General features: G+C 72.8%; 16 protein-coding genes. 5 read left to right on the top strand and 11 right to left on the bottom strand.

All coding sequences use genetic code 11. The annotated features are described in order from the left end of the window. Position 1 precedes the first annotated feature (1 nt). The 3 genes from gatB to gatC form a co-directional block, all read right to left on the bottom strand. Positions 2-1486 (bottom strand): Asp-tRNA(Asn)/Glu-tRNA(Gln) amidotransferase subunit GatB, encoded by a 1485-nt coding sequence (gene gatB, locus AB0H37_RS40075; RefSeq protein WP_179838476.1) that lies wholly within the window; start codon positions 1484-1486, stop codon positions 2-4. Between the two features lie 14 nt (positions 1487-1500). Then, the gene (gene gatA, locus AB0H37_RS40070; RefSeq protein WP_329094195.1) at positions 1501-3000 is read right to left on the bottom strand and encodes an Asp-tRNA(Asn)/Glu-tRNA(Gln) amidotransferase subunit GatA; all 1500 of its coding nucleotides are present in this window, start codon (positions 2998-3000) and stop codon (positions 1501-1503) included. A 191-nt stretch (positions 3001-3191) separates the two neighbouring features. Further along, entirely contained in the window at positions 3192-3491 is a 300-nt protein-coding gene (gene gatC, locus AB0H37_RS40065; RefSeq protein ID WP_179833275.1) for an Asp-tRNA(Asn)/Glu-tRNA(Gln) amidotransferase subunit GatC, read from the bottom strand. Between the two features lie 178 nt (positions 3492-3669). On the opposite strand from gatC, the gene AB0H37_RS40060 reads away from it, so the two are divergent. After that, on the top strand, positions 3670-3918 hold the full coding sequence (locus tag AB0H37_RS40060) for a DUF6458 family protein (protein WP_179833274.1): 249 nt from the start codon (positions 3670-3672) through the stop codon (positions 3916-3918). Between the two features lie 365 nt (positions 3919-4283). Here AB0H37_RS40060 and AB0H37_RS40055 read toward each other — a convergent pair whose 3' ends face one another. The 4 genes from AB0H37_RS40055 to mnmA all read right to left on the bottom strand — a co-directional run bounded on the left by AB0H37_RS40055 (position 4284) and on the right by mnmA (position 11017). Continuing rightward, positions 4284-6398 (bottom strand): bifunctional diguanylate cyclase/phosphodiesterase, encoded by a 2115-nt coding sequence (locus AB0H37_RS40055; protein WP_360617845.1) that lies wholly within the window; start codon positions 6396-6398, stop codon positions 4284-4286. 258 nt (positions 6399-6656) lie between these two features. Then, positions 6657-8825: an NAD-dependent DNA ligase LigA gene (gene ligA / locus AB0H37_RS40050; RefSeq protein ID WP_360617844.1), complete on the bottom strand. Its 2169-nt coding sequence runs from the start codon at positions 8823-8825 to the stop codon at positions 6657-6659. A 51-nt stretch (positions 8826-8876) separates the two neighbouring features. After that, a complete protein-coding gene (locus tag AB0H37_RS40045; RefSeq protein ID WP_360617843.1) occupies positions 8877-9878 on the bottom strand; it encodes a methionine synthase in 1002 nt (333 codons plus the stop codon). A 62-nt stretch (positions 9879-9940) separates the two neighbouring features. Beyond that, a complete protein-coding gene (gene mnmA, locus AB0H37_RS40040) occupies positions 9941-11017 on the bottom strand; it encodes a tRNA 2-thiouridine(34) synthase MnmA (protein ID WP_360617842.1) in 1077 nt (358 codons plus the stop codon). Positions 11018-11084: 67 nt separating this feature from the next. On the opposite strand from mnmA, the gene AB0H37_RS40035 reads away from it, so the two are divergent. Beyond that, on the top strand, positions 11085-12170 hold the full coding sequence (locus AB0H37_RS40035) for a DUF695 domain-containing protein (RefSeq protein ID WP_329094207.1): 1086 nt from the start codon (positions 11085-11087) through the stop codon (positions 12168-12170). A gap of 36 nt (positions 12171-12206) precedes the next feature. Here AB0H37_RS40035 and AB0H37_RS40030 read toward each other — a convergent pair whose 3' ends face one another. Then, positions 12207-13040, bottom strand: a complete 834-nt coding sequence (locus AB0H37_RS40030) for a DUF1206 domain-containing protein (protein WP_360617840.1) — start codon at positions 13038-13040, stop codon at positions 12207-12209. 33 nt (positions 13041-13073) lie between these two features. Next, positions 13074-14249, bottom strand: coding sequence for a cysteine desulfurase family protein (locus tag AB0H37_RS40025; protein ID WP_360617857.1), 1176 nt, complete (start codon positions 14247-14249; stop codon positions 13074-13076). Positions 14250-14406: 157 nt separating this feature from the next. On the opposite strand from AB0H37_RS40025, the gene AB0H37_RS40020 reads away from it, so the two are divergent. The 3 genes from AB0H37_RS40020 to AB0H37_RS40010 all read left to right on the top strand — a co-directional run bounded on the left by AB0H37_RS40020 (position 14407) and on the right by AB0H37_RS40010 (position 18195). Continuing rightward, a complete protein-coding gene (locus AB0H37_RS40020) occupies positions 14407-14928 on the top strand; it encodes a TetR/AcrR family transcriptional regulator (protein WP_329094211.1) in 522 nt (173 codons plus the stop codon). 192 nt (positions 14929-15120) lie between these two features. After that, positions 15121-16350, top strand: a complete 1230-nt coding sequence (locus AB0H37_RS40015) for an MFS transporter (RefSeq protein WP_360617839.1) — start codon at positions 15121-15123, stop codon at positions 16348-16350. A 48-nt stretch (positions 16351-16398) separates the two neighbouring features. Beyond that, positions 16399-18195, top strand: coding sequence for a serine/threonine-protein kinase (locus AB0H37_RS40010; RefSeq protein ID WP_360617838.1), 1797 nt, complete (start codon positions 16399-16401; stop codon positions 18193-18195). Between the two features lie 67 nt (positions 18196-18262). Here AB0H37_RS40010 and AB0H37_RS40005 read toward each other — a convergent pair whose 3' ends face one another. Both AB0H37_RS40005 and AB0H37_RS40000 read right to left on the bottom strand, forming a co-directional pair. Continuing rightward, positions 18263-19213, bottom strand: a complete 951-nt coding sequence (locus tag AB0H37_RS40005; RefSeq protein ID WP_179833265.1) for an electron transfer flavoprotein subunit alpha/FixB family protein — start codon at positions 19211-19213, stop codon at positions 18263-18265. A gap of 20 nt (positions 19214-19233) precedes the next feature. Next, the gene (locus tag AB0H37_RS40000; RefSeq protein WP_089312987.1) at positions 19234-20013 is read right to left on the bottom strand and encodes an electron transfer flavoprotein subunit beta/FixA family protein; all 780 of its coding nucleotides are present in this window, start codon (positions 20011-20013) and stop codon (positions 19234-19236) included. Positions 20014-20199 lie beyond the last annotated feature (186 nt).

The following is a 20199-nucleotide window of genomic DNA, read 5'->3' as shown; positions in this document are numbered from 1 at the left end:
GTCAGGAGGCGCCGAGTTTCTCCAGGATCAGTTCGCGGGCGCGGCCGGCGTCGGCCTGACCGCGGGTGGCCTTCATCACGGCGCCGACGAGGGCGCCGGCCGCCGCGACCTTACCGGCGCGGATCTTGTCCGCCACGTCCGCGTTGCCGGCGATCACCTGGTCAATGACCGAGGACAGCTCGCCCTCGTCGCTGACGACCTTCAGGCCCCGCGCGGCGACGACCTCGTCCGGGCCGCCCTCGCCCGCGAGGACGCCCTCGAACACCTTGCGGGCCAGCTTGTCGTTCAGCTCCCCCGCGCTGATCATCGCCTGCACGCGGGCGACCTGCTCGGGCGTGATCGGCAGGTCGGCCAGTTCGACGCCCTGCTCGGTGGCGCGCCGCGACAGCTCGTTCATCCACCACTTGCGGGCCGCGGCGGCGTCGGTGCCCTGCGCGACCGTCGCCTCGATGAGGTCGACGGCGCCGGCGTTCACGACGTCCCGCAGCTCGAGGTCGGACAGGTTCCACTCCCGCTGGATGCGCCCGCGGCGCGCGGCCGGAAGCTCCGGCAGGGTCGCCCGCAGCTCCTCCACCCACTCCCGCGCCGGCGCCATCGGCACCAGGTCGGGCTCGGGGAAGTAGCGGTAGTCCTGCGCCTCCTCCTTGCTGCGCCCGCTCGTGGTGCGGCCGGTGTCCTCGTGGAAGTGCCGGGTCTCCTGGACGATGGTGCCGCCGGCGTCCAGCACGCCCGCCTGCCGCTCGATCTCCGACCGGACGGACCGCTCGACCGACCGCAGCGAGTTGACGTTCTTGGTCTCGGTCCGCGTGCCCCACTTCTCGGCGCCGCGCGGCATCAGCGAGACGTTCACGTCGCAGCGCATCGAGCCCTGCTCCATGCGCACGTCCGACACGCCGAGCGACCGGACCAGCTCGCGCAGCTCCGTCGCGTACGCCCGCGCCACCAGCGGCGCCCGGTCGCCGGTCGCGGGGATCGGCTTGGTGACGATCTCCACCAGCGGGATGCCCGCCCGGTTGTAGTCGACGAGGGAGTACTCCGCGCCGTGGATGCGCCCCGTCGAGCCGCCGACGTGCAGCGACTTGCCGGTGTCCTCCTCCATGTGGACGCGCTCGATCCCGATCCGGTACGTCTCGCCTTCGACCTCGACGTCGAGGTGGCCCTCCACGCAGAGCGGCTCGTCGTACTGCGAGATCTGGTAGTTCTTCGGCATGTCCGGATAGAAGTAGTTCTTCCGGGCGAACCGGCACCACTCCACGATGTCGCAGTTCAGCGCGAGACCGATCTTGATGATGCCCTCGATCGCGGCGTGGTTGGTGACCGGCAGGGATCCCGGCAGCCCCAGGCACACCGGGCACACCTGCGTGTTCGGCTCCGCGCCGAACGCCGTCGGGCACCCGCAGAACATCTTGGACGCGGTGCCGAGCTCGATGTGCGTCTCGATGCCGAGCACCGGTTCGAACTTCGCCAGCGCCTCGTCGTAGTCCATCAGGGCCGGAGTGGTCACTTCGCCTCCACCAGTTCCGGGGCCTTGGCCAGCAGCGGGCCGCCCCAGCGGTCTTCGAGGGCCCGCTCGACGGCGGCGCCGACGCGGTAGACGCGGTCGTCGCCGAGGACGGGGGCCATGATCTGCAGGCCGACGGGCAGGCCGTCCGACAGACCGCACGGCACCGAGATCGCGGCGTTGCCGGTGAGGTTGGCCGGGATCGTGCACAGGTCGGCCAGGTACATGGCGATCGGGTCGTCGGCGCGCTCGCCGATCGGGAACGCGGTGGTCGGCGTGGTCGGCGAGACCAGCACGTCCACCTGCTCGAACGCGGCCTCGAAGTCGCGCTTGATCAGCGTGCGGACCTGCTGCGCCTTGCCGTAGTAGGCGTCGTAGTAGCCCGACGACAGCGCGTAGGTGCCGAGCATGATGCGCCGCTTGACCTCGGGCCCGAAGCCCTCCGCGCGGGTCAGCGCCATGACCTCCTCGGCGCTGCGGCTGCCGTCGTCGCCGACGCGCAGGCCGTACCGCATCGCGTCGAAGCGCGCCAGGTTGGACGAGCACTCCGACGGCGCGATCAGGTAGTAGGCGGGCAGCGCGTAGGAGAAGTGCGGGCAGGACACCTCGACGACCTTCGCGCCGAGGGACTCCAGCAGCTCGACCGCCTCGTTGAAGCGCGCGGAGACGCCCGCCTGGTAGCCGTCGCCCGCGAACTCCTTCACGACCCCGACGCGCAGCCCGTTGACGTCGCCGCGGCGCGCGGCCTCCACGACCGGCGGGACGGCCTCCTCCACCGAGGTGGAGTCCATCACGTCGTGGCCGCTGAACGCCTCGTGCAGCAGCGCCGCGTCCAGCACGTTGCGGGCGAACGGGCCCGGCGTGTCGAGCGAGGACGCGAACGCGATGACGCCGTAGCGGGACGAGCCGCCGTAGGTGGGCTTCATGCCGACGATGCCGGTGACCGAGGCGGGCTGCCGGATGGAGCCGCCGGTGTCGGTGCCGGTGGACAGCGGCGCCTCGTACGCGGCGACCGCCGCCGACGACCCGCCGGACGACCCGCCCGGGACCCGCTCCAGGTCCCACGGGTTGCGGGAGGTGAAGTAGGCGCTGTTCTCCGTGGACGAGCCCATCGCGAACTCGTCCATGTTGGTCTTGCCGAGGATCACCAGCCCGGCCTGCCGCAGCCGCGCCGTCACGGTCGCGTCGTACGGCGGCCGCCAGCCCTCAAGGATCTTGGATCCGGCGGTGGTGGGCATGTCCGCGGTGGTGAACACGTCCTTGTGCGCGATGGGGACGCCGGCCAGCGGGCCGAGCTCCTCCCCCGCCGCGCGCCGCTCGTCCACCCCGCGGGCCTGCGCCAGCGTCGTCTCGCGGTCGACGTGCAGGAACGCGTTGACGCTGCCGTCCACCGCCGCGATGCGGTCCAGGTGCGCCTCGGCCACCTCGACGGCCGACGCCTCACCGGCGGCGATCAGCTCCCCGAGCTCCGCCGCACTCTTCCTCACCAGCTCACTCACCGGTCGTGTCCTTTCTGGGGGGACGACCCCCCAGGCCCCCCGGCCGTGCCGCCTGACCGGTGCCCTCCACTCCGCTGCGCTCCGTTCCGGTCACCGGCCGCGTCATTTTCTGGGGGGCGACCCCCCAGGCCCCCCGGGCGTGCCGCCTGACCGGTGCCCTCCACTCCGCTGCGCTCCGTTCCGGTCACCGGTCAGGCCTCCTCATCGAGGATCCGCGGTACGCGGAAGCGCTGCCCCTCGGCTGCCGGGGCGCCGGCGAGGGCCTGCTCGGGCCGGAGGCACTGTCGCACCTCGTCCGTCCGGTAGACGTTGGTCAGCGGCAGCGCGTGGGAGGTGGGCGGGATGTCCTCCGCCGCGACCTCCTGCACCCGCGCGACCGCGGAGATGATCTGGTCGAGCTGGGCGGCGAGATGGTCGAGCTCATCGTCGCCGAGCGCCAGCCGGGACAGCCGGGCGAGGTGCGACACCTCGTCACGGGTGATGGCGGACATTCGAGAAACCGTTCGTGCGATGAAGTGGGTTCACGGCCATCCTATGGGCCCGCACCCCCGGATCCCGACCCGTTTACGCGGGCGCGCCCGCGGCAGGTCGCCGGGATCGCCCGTTTCATCCCCGCACGGAGGGAACGCTTCTTGCGTCCACCCCCGGGACGAGCGAGAGGAGACCGCCGTGACCATCGGCGGCAGCATCGCCCTGATCATTATCGGCGCGATCCTGGCATACGCAGTGAACTACGACATCAGCGGGATCGACATCCGGCTGGTCGGCGTCATCCTGATGATCGGCGGCGTGATCGGCCTGGTCGTCGGCATCGTGCGGATCATGTCCGCCCGCCGCGCCGTCGATCGCCGGCCCCCGCCGGCGGCGGTGCGCGAGGAGTACTACCCGGACGACTACGAGGCCCGCCGCCGCTACTGACCCCGGCACCGCGGGTACCGCCGCACGCAGCACGCCCGTCAGCGGACAGGGCGCCGCCTTCCCCAGGCGGCGCCCTCCCGGGCGTGTGGCGAAGCTCCGACAGAGGACGACACCCTTGGCAGGACGGCGTCGTGCCAAGGAACAGTGCCTTGCCGTGAAACGGTGTTGTGCTGAAGCCTGGCCCTCTGGCCTGGGTGTACTTGGCCATGATCTTGGTGACACCTGACCGGTAGGTCTTTGATCAGCGACCGGCGGGGCGAACCTGGGGCCGGGCCGACTTCGCGGACGCCGGGAGTGGCCGCCCGCTTCCTCCAGCCGCGCGAACAGGACCTGGGTGGAGCGCGACGGCAGCGGGTCGGGCGGGGTCAGGCGCCTCCGGGGGCCTTGACCGAGGGGACGGCGAAGGAGTACAGCCATTCGGTGGCGGCCGCGGCGTCCATGGGGCGGCAGAAGTGCCAGCCCTGCGCGGCGTCGCAGCCCATCTCGCGGAGCCTCTCGGCGGTCTCGGGGTCCTCGACGCCCTCGGCGACCGAGCGCAGGCCGAGGGTGCGGACGAGGTCGACGATCGAGCGGACGATGACGGCGTCGTCGGGCGAGTCGGCCAGCCGCTGCACGAACGAGGAGTCGATCTTGATCTCCTCGACGGGCAGGCGCTTGAGCCGGACGAGGGAGGAGTATCCGGTGCCGAAGTCGTCCAGGCTGAGCGGGATGCCGAGCTCGGCGAGGGCGCTCACCGTGTCGGAGGCGTAGGCGGGCTCGTTCATCAGGATGCGCTCGGTGATCTCCAGCTGGAGCGCGGCGGCGGGCAGGCCGCGGGCGAGCAGGCCCTCCTCGATGACCTCGGTGAGGCCGGTGTCGAGCAGGTCGCGTCCCGAGGCGTTCACCGCGACCTGGACGGGCATGTCCGCCCGCCACCACGCGGCGGTCTGGGCGAGCGCGGCCTGCACCACGTAGTGGGTGATCGAGCGCATCAGGTAGGTCTGCTCGGCCACCGACAGGAACGCCTCGGGTTCCAGGAGGCCCTTGTCGGGGTGGCGCCAGCGCAGCAGGGCCTCCATGCCGACGAGGTGGCCGTCCCGCAGCGCGATCTTCGGCTGGTAGAACAGCTCCAGCTCGGAGCGGTCGAGGGCGCGGCGCAGGTCGCCGAGCATGCTGAGCCGGGCCGGGGAGTTGCGGTCCTTGCCGGGCGAGTACGTCTCGACGCCGGTCCGGGCCTCCTTGGCGTTGTACATGGCGACGTCGGCGCGTTGCAGCAGCAGCTCGAAGTCGGGCGCGTGGTCGGGGAACAGCGCGATGCCGACGCTGGCCTCCAGGTCGAACGACATGCCGTCCAGCCGGACGGGTTCGGAGAGCGCGGCGCGCAGCCGGGCGGCGACCTCGCGGGCGGCGGCCTCGTCCCGCACGGTGGGCAGCAGCACCGCGAACTCGTCTCCGCCGAGCCGCGCGACGAGGTCACCGGGGCGGACGCTGTGGGTGAGCCGGTGCGCGACGAGCTGCAGCAGCCGGTCGCCGGTGGGGTGCCCGAGGGTGTCGTTGACCTCCTTGAACCGGTCGAGGTCGAGCAGGAACAGGCCGGCGCGGTGGTCCGGCGAGTCGGCCGCCTTGCGCCGCCGGGCTCCGAGGCCGGCGGCGCGCGGGAGCCGCCGGTCCGCGCCCCGCGCCTCGGCGAGGGCCTCCTCGGTGCGGACGATCAGCAGTTTGCGGTTGGGCAGGCCGGTCAGTCCGTCGTGCAGCGCCTGGTGCTCGCGCCGGACCGAGACGGAGGCGTTGAGGTAGACGGCGATGAACGGCAGGACGATCAGCGGCACGAAGACGGCGGACCGGTCCATCGCGATCACCATCAGCGGGGCGAGACCGAGCAGCGCCAGGTGCACGAGGACCTGGTAGGCGAGGTCCCAGCGGAGCGACTTCACGAGCGACACGCGGGCGTGCAGCGCGACGGCGGCGCCGACGAGGGTGTCGTTGCAGACGAAGTAGACGGTGCCGGCGAGCGCGATCGCGGGCAGGTCGGAGCCGTGCGGCACCCACAGCTGCGAGGGGGTCGCGAGGTCGCCGGAGAGCGCGAGGACGAGCTGGGCGGCGGCCAGGCTGAGCGTGTACTGGGCGACGTTGAAGGCAATGCGGTGCGGGGAGCGGGCGCGGAAGATCCCGCAGGTGATCACGGCGACGGCCTGGAGGGCGGCCGCGATGGGCAGCCCCGCGTACAGCAGCGCGGCGAACGAGAACGTCGTCGAGGTGGTGGCGCCGTTGTTCTCGGTGCTGCCGGGCGTGATGATCGGCCGCAGCTCGCCGAAGATGATGAAGCAGCCGAGGATCCAGAACACGGGGGTCCCGGCGAGGGCGTCGAGGTCGGCGCGGGTCAGCCCGGAGAACGCGGCGACTCCGGCGGCGACACCGAGCAGGATGACGACGACGAAGTAGATCCACAACGGGGAGCCACGGCGTGGCGCCGTGTTCCGCGTGTTGTTCGGGTCCTTCATCACATCCTCGGGGGGCTTCGGGGGGCCGGCCCCCGGCACCGGGCGTCCCCGACCTCGGGGGACGCCCCCCGGGTGTTACGTCCGGAGATTTCAGGTGTGGGTCGTGATGTGAGGGAGAGTACGGCCTTTGCTCAACTTCGCGAAACCGGTTGCGTACGTTCCGTTATTTCCTTTCCACGCCCGTCCCTCGTCGGTGGGTAGTGGAAGTGTACCCCTGAGTAACGCAACCCTGGTCGAAACCCCTGCAACCACACCGTGTTAGGCGTCGGCGCGCATAGTTACGTTTTTGGCCGCATCTGGCCCATCGGAGAGCAGGACCCGGAACCCGTCCTCGGCCAGGACCGGCACGCCCAACTTGACCGCCTTGTCGTATTTCGACCCTGGACTGTCGCCGACGACCACGAAGCCCGTCTTCTTCGACACCGAGCCGGACACCTTCCCGCCGAGCCGCTGCACCGCCTCGGTCGCCGAGTCGCGGCTGAACCCCTCCAGCGATCCGGTGATCACGACGGTGACGCCCTCCAGCGGCCGCGGGCCCGCGGCGCCCTCGTCCTCCATCCGGACCCCTGCGGCCCGCCACTTGTCGACGATCTCGCGGTGCCAGGGCTCCTCGAACCACTTCTTGATCGACGCTGCGATGGTGGGCCCGACGCCGTCGACCGCGGCGAGCTCCTCCTCCGTCGCCTCGGCGATCGCGTCCAGCGAGCGCATCTCGCGCGCGAGGTCCTGGGCGGCGGACGGCCCCACGTGCCGGATCGACAGCGCCACCAGCACCCGCCACAGAGGCTGCCGCTTGGCCTTCTCCAGCTCCTCGAAGAGGATCTCGACCGTCTTCTTCGGCTCGCCCTCCTTGTTGGCGAAGAACGACACGACCTTCGGCTCGCCGGTCTTCGGGTCGGTCTTGGTCGTGCCGGTCCGCTGGTCGAGGACGAGGCTCCTGATCGGGAGCAGCTGGTCGACGGTGATGTGGAACAGGTCGCCCTCGTTCTTGACCGGCGGGTCGCTCGGCTCCAGCGGCTGGGTGAGCGCGGTCGCCGCGACGTACCCGAGCGCCTCGATGTCGAGCACCTTGCGGCTCGCCAGGTAGAACAGCCGCTCGCGCAGCTGGCCGGGGCAGCTCTCGGCGTTCGGGCAGCGGATGTCGACGTCGCCCTCCTTCTCGTACGCCAGCTCGGTCCCGCACTCGGGGCAGGTGCCGGGCATGACGAACTCGCGCTCGGACCCGTCGCGCAGCCCCGTCACCGGCGCGACGATCTCGGGGATGACGTCGCCCGCCTTGCGCAGGACGACCGTGTCGCCGATCAGCACGCCCTTGCGCCTGACCTCGCTCGCGTTGTGCAGCGTCGCCCGCTCGACCGTGGACCCGGCGACCTTGATCGGCTCCATCACCCCGTAGGGGGTGACGCGCCCGGTCCGTCCCACTCCGACCTTGATGTCGAGGAGCTTGGTGTTGACCTCCTCCGGCGGGTACTTCCACGCGATCGCCCAGCGCGGTGCCCGGCTCGTGGACCCGAGCCGCCGCTGCAGCGCGAACTGGTCGACCTTGACGACGACCCCGTCGATCTCGTAGGCGGTGCCGTGCCGGTCCTCGCCGTACTCCTCGATGTACTCGCGGACGGCGGCGAGCCCGCCGACGACCTTGTAGCGGTCGCTGACCGGCAGCCCCCAGCCGCGCATCAGCTCGTACGCGCCGGACTGGCTGTCGGGCTGCTTCCCGCCCCGCCACGCGCCGAACCCGTGGACGAGCATGCCGAGCGGCCGGTGCGCGGTGACGCGCGGGTCCTTCTGCCGCAGCGAGCCCGCCGCCGCGTTGCGGGGGTTGGCGAAGGGCTCCTTGCCCGCCTCAATCTGGACCGCGTTGACCTGCTCGAACCCCTCGACCGGCAGGAAGACCTCGCCGCGGACCTCCAGCACGTCGGGCCAGCCGTCGCCGGCCAGCCGGCTCGGGATGTCGGCGATGGTGCGCACGTTGTTGGTGACGTCCTCGCCGGTGCGGCCGTCGCCGCGGGTGACCCCGCGCGTGAGCCGCCCGTTCTCGTAGGTCAGCGCGATCGCCAGGCCGTCGATCTTCAGTTCGCACAGGTAGCCGGCGACCTCGCCGACCTCCTTGACGACCCGCTCGTCCCAGGCGAGCAGCTCGTCGGCGCTCATCGCGTTGTCCAGGCTCTGCATCCGCTCCAGGTGCCGGACGGTCGCGAAGTCGGTGACGATGGGCGCGCCGACCCGCTGCGTCGGCGAGTCGGGCGTGACCAGCTCCGGATGCCGCTCCTCCAGCGCGTGGATGTCGCGCATCATCCGGTCGTACTCGGCGTCGGAGAGCGTCGGCTGGTCGAGGACGTAGTACCGGTAGTTGGCCTCGTCGAGCCGCTCGCTCAGCTCCTTGTGGCGCTGCCGCGCCTCGGTCGGAACGCCGTCGCTCATGGTCATGCCCCTATTCTCGCCAACGGGACCGACAATATGAGCCCTCGGCGCGCCCTTCTAGAGAGCCGCTTCGTAGAGCATCCGGGCCGTGTCCCGGCAGCGTCCGAGGGCCGCCCGGACGTACCGCGGCGACGCGCCCGCCATCCCGCACGCCGGGGTGATCACGACTTGCTCCGCCAGCCGCTGCGCCGGGAACCCGAAGCGGCGCCACAGCTCCCGCACCGGCTCGGCGGTCTCCTGGAGGGACGGCAGGGCGGCGTCGGTCGCGGCCACCGCGCCGAGGAACAGGCCGATCCCCGCGTCGATCGTCTCCCCCACGACGTCGTCGTCGCGCTTCGGGAGCAGCCGCAGGTCGACCGAGAGCGCCTTCGCCCCGGCTCCGCGCAGCAGCCCGTACGGGACGTTCCGGGCGCAGCAGTGCACGACGGGGAACGCGTCCGCCGCGTCGATCACCGTGCGCAGCGCCTCCTCGGCGACCGGCTCCTCGATCGCCCGCAGCCGCGAGAACCCGCTGGCGGTCGGGACCGTCCCGGCGAGCGCGGCGGGCAGGCCGGGCTCGTCCAGCTGGAGGACGATCTGAGCCGCCGGGAGCCGCCGCCGGACGTCGGCCACGTGCCCCGCGACGCCCTCGGCCAGCGAGGCGACCAGGTCCCGGACGGCGCCGGGGTCCCTCAGCGCCCGGTCGCCGTGCCGCAGCTCGATCGAGGCGGCCAGCGTCCACGGCCCGCACACCTGGATCTTGAACGGGCCGTCGTGGCCGCCCGCGACCTCCTCCAGGACGTCCAGGTCGCGGGCGAGATGGTCGCGGGAGCGCTGCGTGTCGCGTCCAGGGCGGTCGGAGAACCGCCACCCGGACGGCTCCAGGTGCACGGGCATCTCGACCAGCAGCCCGGCGGTCCGTCCCGCCAGGTCGGCGCCCGGGCCGCGCGCGGGCAGCTCGGGCAGGTGCGGCATCTCGGGCAGCTCGCCGAGGACGACCCGCAGCGCCTCGGCGGGGTCCTCTCCCGGATAGGACCCGACGCCGGTCGCCGTCCCGGTCTGCCACGGAAAGCTCGTCACCCTGGAAAGCCTATCGGCGCCGCGACGCGGCGATCACAGCAGCGCGGCGACCCGGTCGAGGTTCAGGCGGGAACGCGTGCGGCCTCCGCGATCGTGGCCGAGGCGAGGACGCGGTCGCCGTCGTAGAGCACGGCGGCCTGGCCGGTCGCCACGCCGCGCGCGGGGGTGGCCAGGCGGATGCGCAGCTCGTCCCCGGCCTGCTCGGCCGTGCAGGCGTAGACCTCGCCGTGCGCGCGAAGCTGGACCTGGCAGTCGAACGGACCCTCGGGGACCTCGCTCAGCCACACCGGGCGCTCGCCGGTGATCTGGTGGACGTCCAGCGACTCGCGCGGGCCCACCGTCACGGTGTTCGTGACCGGCGAGATGTCCAGGACGTAGCGGGGCCGCCCGTCCGGCGCCGGGGTGCCGATCCGCAGGCCCTTGCGCTGCCCGATCGTGTAGGCGTAGGCGCCGTCGTGCTCGCCGACCTCGTTGCCGTCGGCGTCGACGATCGGGCCGGGCGCCGCCCCCAGCCGCTCGGCCAGGAAGCCGCGCGTGTCGCCGTCGGCGATGAAGCAGATGTCGTGGCTGTCGGGCTTGTCGGCCACCTGGAGCCCGCGCCGCTCCGCCTCCAGCCGGATGTCGGCCTTGGAGGTGTCGCCGAGCGGGAACAGGGCGTGCGCGAGCTGCTCGGGCGTGCAGACGGCCAGCACGTACGACTGGTCCTTGCCCGCGTCGACGCCGCGGCGCAGGACGCCGCCGTCCAGCCGCGCGTAGTGCCCGGTGCAGACGGCGTCGAACCCGAGGGCCATCGCGCGGTCCAGCAGCGCCGCGAACTTGATCTTCTCGTTGCAGCGCAGGCACGGGTTCGGGGTGCGGCCCGCCGCGTACTCGCTGACGAAGTCCTCCACCACGTCCCTGTGGAAGCGCTCGGCGAGGTCCCACACGTAGAACGGGATGCCGATCACGTCGGCGGCGCGGCGGGCGTCCCGGGAGTCCTCCAGGGTGCAGCAGCCTCGCGCCCCCGTCCGGTACGACTGGGGGTTGCTGGACAGGGCCATGTGGACGCCGGTCACATCGTGCCCGGCATCGGCGGCACGGGCGGCGGCCACGGCGGAGTCGACGCCGCCCGACATGGCGGCGAGTACACGGAGAGGCATAGTCCTTCGAGCGTACGCGGCGTGGCCCGGTCCCCCGACTCCATTTCCGCGTACGATTGGGGCCGCTATGGGAATCTTCCGCCGTCCGCGCGAGGCGTCCGCCGCCGCACCGCCCGCCATCAGCGAGTTCTGGGAGTGGTGGGCGCAGGCCCGCCCGACGATCGAGGCCTCGCTGGCCGCCGGGCCGGATCAGTCCGAGGAGTCCGATCCGGCCGTGCCCGGCGAGGGCCTGTCCGCCGAGACGATGGAGGAGCTGTCCCGCCGCGTCCACAAGATCCATCCCGGGCTGCAGTGGGAGATCGGCGGCGCCGACGACCGGAACCCCTCGCTGACCGTCACCGGCGGCGGCGAGCCCGAGCTGCGCGGCCTGACCGAGCGCTGGGCCCGCTCCGCCCCGGCCGGCTCCGCGGCGGCCGGCTGGAGCTTCCACCCGTCCCGCCAGGCCGACCCGGAGATGCTCGGCCAGGACCTCATCCTCGGCGACCACGAGTTCGACCTGGAGTACGTCCGGCTCGGCATGCGCGCCGACGCCGACCGCGCCCGCGTGCACATCACCGCCTACCACCCCGACTTCCTGTTCGTCTCCGAGGAGCAGCAGCTCCAGGTCGCGCTGAACGTCCTGCACTGGGCGCTCGGCGAGGACGACGTGGCCCGCTGGGTCGGCGAGGTCACGATCGCGACCGAGGCGCCGATCGACTCGCTGCCGCCGTCCATGCTGTCCGCGGTCGTGGAGCAGATCTCCGAGCCGTTCGCCGAGCCCGCCTGGCTGACCGGTGAGGGCCGCACCCCCCGCGGCCACCCCGCCCGCCTCGGCGCCCGGTTCCCGCTGCACCGGCAGGACTACCCGCTCTGCGACCTGCACGTGGCGATCACCGTCCCGTACGCCAACAGCAACCCCGACCGGCTCCCCGTCGAGCCGTCGTCGGGCGCGCTGCGCGCGTTCGAGAAGAAGCTCGCCAAGCTCGGCGACCGCGCCGTCCTCGCCGTCCGCGAGACCGGCGACGGCCTGCGCGTCTTCCACCTGTACGCCGACCCGGACTCCGGCGTCATCTCCGAACTCGACCAACTGGCCGCCGCCTGGCCGGAGGGCAAGGCGAAGGTGGCCTCCACCAACGACCCCGGCTGGAAGGCCCTGTCCCCCTACCAGCCGTAACTCCCAGGGGGCGCGCCCTGGGACCCCGCCCGAGGGCTAGTTGCTCGCGTCTACCTTGCGGTAGCGGGCCTCGCAGAAGTTGTACAGGCCGAAGGTGATGACGCCCAGGGCGATGGCGACCAGGCCCCAGGGGCCGGCAGGGGTGTCGGCGAACTCCCGGAGGGTGCCGTCCAGGCCCTGGGCCTTGTCGGGCTGGAAGCTGATGGCCGCGTAGGCGAGGAAGGCGCCGACGGCGGCGACGACGAGGCCGCGGGCGGTGCTGCCGACCAGGGCGAGGGGCTTGACGACGCGGCGGGCGGTGGCGCCCATCTCCCAGCTCTTCAGTTCCTTCATGAACTTGTGCCGGAAGGCGTTCACGACCATGACCGCGCCCACGACGACGAAGCCCACCGCGACCGCCAGGACGAGCCAGCGGCCGCCGGGCGCGTCCATGAGCCGCGCGGTGTAGGTCTTGGACTGCTTGTCGCTCGACGAGCCGTGGTGGCCGAACAGGAACGCCAGGGTCCCGACGAACGCGACCACGTAGATGACGGCGCGTCCGGCCGACCCGAGGCGCTTGGTCGCCTTGTCGCCGTCCGGTACGGGACGGCCGAGCAGGGCCTCCGCGACCTGCCAGAGGACGAGCGCGGCGAAACCGACCGCCATCAGCACGATCAGGAGGAGGCCGCCCGGTTTGTCGGCGATGGTCTCCAGCGCACCCGTGCGATCGGCCTCCTTCCCGCCGCCGCCGAAGGCGACCTGGAGGGCCAGCCAGCCGATGAGGAGGTAGAGCAGGCCGCGCGCGACCAGCCCCACCCGGGACATGTGGTGGAACCAGGGGTGTCCCGCCGCCTGCTTGAGCCCGTCGCTCACGTCCGTCGTCACGGCCACGCTGTCCCCGTTCAAGGAACGGTCAAACCAGCGTCAACTGAGACCAGCGCGGCGGGCGCGCTCGACGACCGGGCCGATGGCGTCGGCGAGGGCCTTCACGTCGGCCTCGGTGCTGGTGTGGCCGAGGGAGAAGCGGAGCGAGCCGCGGGCGCGCTCGGCGCCGGCGTCCATGGCGACCAGGACGTGGCTGGGCTGGGAGACGCCCGCCGAGCACGCCGAGCCGGTGGAGCAGGCGATGCCGCGCGCGTCCAGCAGCATGAGCAGGGCGTCGCCCTCGCAGCCGGGGAAGGAGAAGTGCGCGTTGCCGGGGAGGCGGTCGTCGGGATCGCCGTTCAGCACCGCCTCGGGGACGGCGTCCCGCACGGCGGCGATCAGCTCGTCGCGCAGCCCGGCGAGGCGGGCCGCCTCGGCCTCGCGGCGGCCGACCGCGGTCTGGACGGCGGCGGCGAACCCCGCGATGGCGGGGGCGTCGAGGGTCCCGGACCGGACGTCGCGCTCCTGGCCGCCGCCGTGCAGCAGGGGCACCGGGTCGAGGAACACCGGCGGCTTCGGCTTGGCCAGCAGCAGGGCGCCGACGCCGATCGGGCCGCCGAGCTTGTGGCCGGTGATGGTGAGGGCCTGCGCGCCGCTCGCCGCGAACCCGACGGGCAGCTGGCCCGCGGCCTGGACGGCGTCGGTGTGCAGGGGGACGCCGCGCTCGCCGGCGGCGGCGGCCAGCTCGGCGACGGGCTGGACGGTGCCGACCTCGTTGTTGGCCCACATCACGGTGGCGAGCGCCACGTCGTCGCCGGAGCCGAGCAGTTCGCGCAGCGCCCCGGGGGTGACGCGGCCGAGCCCGTCCACCGGGACGACGTCGACCCTGGCGCCCTCGTGGTCGGCGAGCCACTGGACCGCGTCCAGGACGGCGTGATGCTCGACGGCGCCGACGAGCACGCGGGTGCGGGACGGGTCGGCGGAGCGGCGCGCCCAGTAGATCCCCTTGACCGCGAGGTTGTCGGCCTCGGTGCCGCCGGAGGTGAACACGACCTCGCTCGGGCGGGCGCCGAACGCCTCGGCGATGAGCTCGCGGGACTCCTCCACGACCCGCCGGGCGCGCCGGCCCGCCGCGTGCAGCGAGGAGGGGTTGCCGAGTTCGCGCAGCTCCGCCGTCATCGCCTCGATGGCCTCGGGCAGCATCGGGGTGGTCGCCGCATGGTCGAGGTAGTTCACCACGCGGACAACAGTATCCGCGCCCGCCCTGTTCCCTTCCCGGGCCCGGGGGGCGGCCGGAACCAGCCTGGTGACAGGGCGGAATAGACCTCGGCGGCCCGCGGTTGGCCGTATACCGTCCAGCCGGTACAGTAGAGGCCGACACAGTGAGGACGTCATGAAACGAGAAGCCCTCTTGGACGCCGCCGAGTCCGTGCTCTTCGAGCAGGGGACGCAGGCGCTGACGCTCAGCGCGGTCGCCGACCGCGCCGGCGTCAGCAAGGGAGGGCTGCTCTACCACTTCCCCACCAAGGAGGAGCTCGTCCGGGCCATGGTGGCGCGGGTCATCGAGGAGTTCGACGACCTGATCGCCTCCCACGACGACGGCACGCCGGGGTCCTACACCCGCGCCTACGTCGAGGCCACGTTCGAGATCCTCGCCGGCGAGGCCCGCGCCTACCGGCGGTGGTCGGCCATCACGGCCGCCGCCGCCGACCCCGAGCAGGCCGAGCCGCTGAACGAGGCGATGCGCCGCTGGCACGGCCGCGACCCGGCGGACGAGCCCGATCCGGGCAACGCGGCGATCGTCAGGCTGGCGGCCGAAGGGCTCTGGGAGGTGGTCAGCCATGACCCCGGGCTGTACGACGCCGAGCAGCTCCGAGCGCTGAGACGGCGGCTCCTGGAGCTGCTGGAGCGCTGACGCCGGGGGCGCCGCACGCGCCCCGTCCGACCTTCCGGACGCTCCGGACCCGCACGGGTTTGGAGCGTTCCATGACGCACGTCACATGATGGCGCCCGTCACATGACGGCGCACGTCACATGACGGCGCACGTCGCACAAGACCGCATGTCACACCGGGGTGCGCCCCGCCGAGCCGAGAAAGAGGTGAACAATGCTGTTCCGTGCCCGTTCGGGAACGTTCCTGACCTTCGCGCTGGCCGGTCTGCTGACCGGAGTGTGGGTGGCGCGCATGCCCGCGCTGGCCGGCAAGTTCGGAACGAACGAGGGCGAGATCGGCATCGTCGTCCTCGTCTGGGGACTCGGCGCGATCGCGGCCATGCAGGCGCTGCGCGGCGTGATGGCGCGGGCCGGCAGCCGCACCGTCCTGCGGGTCGCCCTGCCGCTGACGGGGCTGTCCTACGTGGGGGTGGCGCTCGCCCCCACCTACGGCGTCCTCCTCGGCGCCGTCGCGCTGTTCGGCATGACGTTCGGGATCACCGACATCGCGATGAACGCGCAGGGCAGCGTCGTCGAGCAGGCGTACCGCCGGTCCGTCATGAGCGGCATGCACGCCGGCTGGTGCGTCGGCGCGATGAGCGGCGGCCTGTTCGGCGTCGCCACGGCAGCGGCCGGTTTCGGGTTCACCGAGACCGTGCTGGTCACCGCCCTGCTGTCGCTGCCCGCCGGGCTCGCACTCGGCCGCACCTACCTGCCCGACCCCGCCGCGCCCGCCGCGTCCGGAACGGGACGCAGGGCGCGCCGGATGCCCGCCGCCGTCTACCTGATCGGCGTCCTCGCGTTCATCGCGTTCATGACCGAGGGGTCGATCGCCGACTGGAGCGGGCTGCTGCTGCACGACGAGCTCGGCGCGACCGAGGCCGTCGCCGCGGCCGGCTACCCGATGTTCGAGCTGGCGATGCTGCTCGGGCGGCTCGTCGGCGACCGCGTCCGGATGCGGGTCGGCACCCGCCGGCTGCTGGTCGGCGCGGGCCTCGGGACCGCCGTCGGCATGACCGTCGTCGTGCTGGCGCCGGTCCCGGCGGTGGCGATCGCCGGGTTCTTCGTGACCGGGCTCGTGGTCTGCACGGTCGTCCCGACGACGATCTCGCTGGCGGGCTCCGCCGCTCCGGACCGTCCCGGCGCGGCCGTCGCCCAGGTCGGCGCGATGGGCTACGGCGGCCTGCTGCTCGGCCCGGTCGTGGTCGGCTTCCTGTCGGAGGCGACGTCCCTGCGGGTCGGCGTCGGCGTGGTCGTCGTGCTGGCGCTGCTGATCGCGGCGGGCGCCCGGTACGCGCCGCTGCGCACGACCGCGGACATCTCCGTCCCCGCCCCGGCCGAGGCCCCCGCGGAGGCTCCGGCGCCAGGGGCGGGCGACTCCCGGCCGGAACCCGTCGCCGCCTGAGGTCGCGATCCGATATAACCCCTTCCATCAAGGGCGCATGGGGGCGGTATGGGCGGATGGCGGGTTCCGGGCTACAGCGAGATGCGGGTGCTCGGCGAAGGCGCGCAAGGTCGCGTCGTGCTCGCGCGGCACGACGCGACGGGGCGCCCGGCGGCGATCAAGTACCTGGCGCGGCCCCTCGCCGGGGACGCCGAGTTCCGCGAGCGGTTCCGCGGCGAGGCCGATCTGCTCAGCCGGCTGCGCAACCCGTTCGTCGCCCAGCTGTTCGGCCTCGTCGAGGCGCCGGACGGCGCGGCGATCGTCATGGAGGCAGTGGACGGGGCGCCGCTGAAGTCGGTGCTCGCCGAGCGGGGGCCGCTGGCGCCCGAGGCCGCCCTGGCGGTGCTCAAGGGCTCGCTGCTCGGTCTCGCCGCCGCCCACGGCGTCGGCATCGTCCACCGCGACTACAAGCCCGCGAACGTGATCGTGCGCGGCGACGGGCTGAGCAAGCTGATCGACTTCGGCATCGCGGTGGACGCGGGCGCGTCCGGCCGCTCGGGGACGCCCGTCTACATGGCGCCCGAGCAGTGGCGGGACGAGCCCGCCTCCCCCGCGACCGACGTGTACGCGGCGGCGTGCGTGTTCTTCGAGTGCGTGACGGGGCGCCGCCCGTACACCGCCGAGGACCAGGGCGGGCTGATGGGCCGCCACCTCACGGCCCCGATCCCGGTGCAGGACGTCCCCGGGCCGCTCCGCCCGCTGATCGAGCGCGGGCTGGCGAAGAACCCGTGGGACCGCCCGCCGGGCGCCGCCGCGTTCGTCTCCGAGCTGGAGTCGGTCGCGGCGGGCGCGTACGGGCCCGACTGGGAGGGGCGCGGCGTCCGCACGCTCGCGGGCGCCGCCGCCGCGCTGTCGGTGCTGTTCCCGCTGACCGCGCTCGGCCTCGGCTCGGGCGGCGCCTCGGCGGGGGCGGCCGGAGCCGCGGGCGCCGCGGGCGCGGCGGGGTCGGGGGGCGCCGCCGGGACGGGCGGAGCCGGCGCGGCGGGCGCTGCGGGCAAGGGCGTCATCGGCACGCTCGGCGCGAAGGGCGCGGCGGCCGTCGCGGGCGGGACCGCCGCCGTGGCCGTGGGCGGCGGGGCGGCGGTCTACGTGGCGGTCGCGGACCAGCCGAAGCCGATCGTGGCGCGGCTGGCGGCGCTGAGCGAGCCCCGGCAGGACATCGGCCGTGGGATGACGTTCCAGGCGCAGGGCCGGATCGTGCGCGTCACGGGCGGGGACGCAGCGCTCAACCGGAAGATCAACCAGGCGCTCCGGGCGCCGCTCGAACAGCGCTGGGCCAAGCTCCGCAACGGCCTGAAGGACATCGGCCGCGGCCCCTACACCGACGTCGCCACACCGAAGATCCTCCTGCGGAACGACCGGCTGCTGTCGGTGTGGTACTCCGTCGAGCTGCGCGGCGAGCGCGGGACGGGCTGGGACCAGTCCCAGGCGGCGACCGTCGACCTGCGGACCGGCGCCTCCTACCGGCCGCTCGACCTGTTCCGCGTCCCGACCGAGCCGGGCCTCGAGCCGCTGGACGGCAAGATCAAGACGCGCCAGCCCGGCGGCGCCTACTGCGGCAGGGGCCAGGCGAGCGGCCTCGGCCTGCCGCAGGGCACCGACAACCCGTCCGCGTTCGTCAGGTCCGGCGAGGTCACCATGGCCCTCACCCCGGCGGGCCTGCGCGTGGCCTTCTACCTCTCGACCCTGGGGTACGAGTCGGCGTGCGGCCAGCTGGACACCGTCCTGCCCTACGCCGAGGTCGGCGACATGGTGAAGCCCGCGCTGCTCAAGGCCGTCCCGTACCCGTCGCCGAAGCGCTCCTGAAAGACGAGGCGCCCCCGAACGGACGAAGGGCCCGGCGGCGCGTGCGCCGCCGGGCCCCCGCGCGAGATCACTTGCGCTTGCTGATCTCCTCGGTCAGCTGGGGCGCGACCTGGAACAGGTCGCCCACCACGCCGTAGTCGACGAGCTCGAAGATCGGCGCCTCGGGGTCCTTGTTGACGGCGATGATGGTCTTCGAGGTCTGCATGCCGGCCCGGTGCTGGATGGCGCCGGAGATGCCGACCGCGATGTACAGCTGCGGCGACACCGTCTTGCCGGTCTGGCCGACCTGGAACGAGTGCGGGTACCAGCCGGCGTCGGTCGCGGCGCGGGAGGCGCCGACGGCCGCGCCGAGCGAGTCGGCCAGCCCCTCGATGATCTTGAAGTTCTCGGCGCCGCCGACGCCGCGGCCGCCGGAGACCACGATCGCGGCCTCGGTCAGGTCCGGGCGCTCGCCCTTCTCCTGGACGACCTTCTCCACGATCCTGGCGCCCTTGTCGGCGTCCGAGAGCGTGACCGACACCTGCTCCTCGGCCGGGGTGGCCGCGGACGCCTGGGGCGCGACGGAGTTCGGCCGCACCGCGATGATCGGCGTGCCGGTCTTCACCTTGGCGTGCGCGATGATCCCGCCGCCGAAGATCGAGTGCTCGGCGACGAAGCCGTCGGCGACGTCCACGACGTCGGTGAGCACGCCGGAGCCGGTCTTGACGGCGAGGCGGCCCGCGATCTCCTTGCCCTCGCCGGTCGCGGCCACCAGCACCGCGGCCGGGGACTTCTCGCTCACGAGCTGGGCCAGCAGCGCGGCCTTCGGGGCGACGACGTAGGAGGTCAGCTCCTCGTCGGCCGCCACGTAGACCTTGCCGGCACCGTACTCGGCGAGCCTGTCCCTGGCGTTCTCATAGCCCGGGCCGACCCATACCGCGGCCGCCTCGCCGAGCCGGTTCGCCAGCGTCAGCAGTTCGAGCGTGACCTTCTTGACCTCACCGTCGACATGGTCGACGAGGACGAGAATCTCGGTCATGGTTGAATCCCCTTCCTCGGTCAGACGAACTTCTTCGACGCGAGGAACTCGGCGATCTTCGCACCGCCGTCGCCCTCGTCGGTGACGATCTCGCCCTTCGCACGCGGCGGCGCCTCGGCGAAGTCGACCACCTCGGTCGCGGCGTTCGCCAGGCCGACCCGGGACGCGTCGATGCCGGCGTCGCCGAGGCCGAGCGTCTCGACCGGCTTCTTCTTCGCCGCCATGATCCCCTTGAACGAGGGGTAGCGCGGCTCGTTGATCTTCTCCACCACGGACACCACCGCGGGCAGGCTGGCCTCGACCCGGTCGAAGCCGTAGTCGGTCTGCCGCTGCACCTTGATGGACGTCCCGTCGATCTCGACCTTGTTGGCGAGCGACAGCTGCGGGACGCCGAGGCGCTCGGCGAGCATCGCGGCGAGCACGCCGGTGCGCGCGTCGGTGGACTCCGCGCCGAGGACGACCAGGTCGAACCCGGTGCGCCCGAGCGCCTGCTCCAGCGCGTACGAGGTCTGCAGCGCGTCGGAGCCGGCGAGGCCGTCGTCGAGGAGGTGGACGGCCTTGTCGGCGCCCATCGCCAGCGACTTGCGGATGGAGTCGGTGGCCTTGCCGGGGCCCATGGTGAGGACGGTCACCTCGCCGCCCTGGGCCTCCTTGATGCGCAGCGCCTCTTCGATGGCGTACTCGTCGAGTTCGTTGATGACGCCGTCCGCCGCGGCGCGGTCGAGCGTGCTGTCATCGGACTTCAGCTTGCGCGGGCTCTCCGTATCGGGAACCTGCTTCACCAGGACGACGATGTTCATGGCCGGTGGCCGACCTCCCTGCACTCAGTTGGCCGCTGAGGTAAGCGGCAGAGGGGCGCCGCCCATGACGGGTCGACGCGGACGTGCGCTTTCGCAGTCACAGCCTGCCAAACACCCGAACGTGCTTCGGAGCCGGGTCCCCGGTTCGGCCGTGCACGATAATGTTACTCGTCGGTAGCCTACTGG

It is taken from the genome of Actinomadura sp. NPDC023710 (assembly GCF_040639875.1).
Lineage (GTDB): Bacteria > Actinomycetota > Actinomycetes > Streptosporangiales > Streptosporangiaceae > Spirillospora > Spirillospora citrea.
Note: the sequence above shows the minus strand (reverse complement) of the source record. Positions and strands in the feature narration are given on the sequence as shown.